Raw genomic sequence first — 1,153 nt, 5'->3', positions numbered from 1 at the left:
TATAAATTTCTTTTAATTCATAAGGAATTTTTTGTCCACTAAGATTTATTGTTATAACTGTTAAGAATATAATCGGAAGAATTTTTCATTCGGTTTCGGTTTTTTATAATTGTAGCCAACGAAAAAGTATTGCCGAAGTGCGAGCTTTTACACCCAAAAAGTTCAATTTACTCTGACTTTAGCAATTGCTTTTCTGTGGAACTAAATTACAAAAAAATGTGGGACAAAAAAGCAATTGCGACTAAAAATGCAAAATCTTTCAATTATCACTTCAACCCCGCATTTTGGCAATACACTGTTAGCTGTAGTCCTATGTATTTAGGTCATTACCGGAAATAAAAGTCACGTCAAAATTTTTAGCATATTTCCTTAATTTTCTTTTTCTTTTTTCTGTGAAATTAATTTCATTTGGTAAACCAAGCCCACATTCATAATATGCATCAAAAATATCTGACATTTTTATATCAGTTGTTAATATTTCCTCTCGACTGGCAAATTTTTTGAAATTTGCATTTGAATTGATAAAGTAACCACACATTTCAAGCTCATCACTGCAAACTAGTCTTTCGTGATAAGATTCTCTATAATCTAGAAATTCTAGAAAACGATGGATTTTAGAGTTCTTCTTTAATTTTAGGAAACATAAAAATATCTCTAAATCATCAATACAAACTGACCAAGGGTACAAATCTTCATTCTTTTTTTGAAGAAGTTCGTATAAGTTAGTTTGAATACCACCATATTTGTGTTGAGTAACAATAATTGAATAATAGTTTTTGATTTCTTGTGGATTAATTTCAAATATTTCTTTTTTTGTATCTAAGTCATAAATTTTGAAAGTTTCTCCATTTTCAATTTTTTTTTCGAGTCTTTTACATTGATCATATGCTTTTTGGATTCCTCCTTTAAAATCTGATCTAATTTTATCAAATGCACTTATAGGGTTCCTCATAGGAGCTCTATATTTAAAATCTTTGATTTCTACGATAAGCAAAGTTCCTCTGAATAAAATTGCTAAATCTTGTTCTGACTTACTTTGTTTATCAAAATAGAATGAAGTGAAGAATAGTGCCTCTTTTGGAAAAAAACTTTTAAAAACATCAAATGTCTTTTTTTCGAGCATTTTGTTTTTATATTGAGAGTATTTTTCTTT

Annotated in this window: 1 pseudogene; it reads right to left on the bottom strand. The window is 28.0% G+C overall.

The window, feature by feature from the left end:
• Nucleotides 1–310: 310 nt before the first annotated feature.
• A pseudogene (locus AC4AGG_RS16490) lies at nt 311–1,153 on the bottom strand (hypothetical protein); the annotation flags it as partial.

This window comes from Chryseobacterium sp. CG10_8, assembly GCF_058117085.1.
This window is presented reverse-complemented; position numbering and strand designations above follow the sequence as displayed.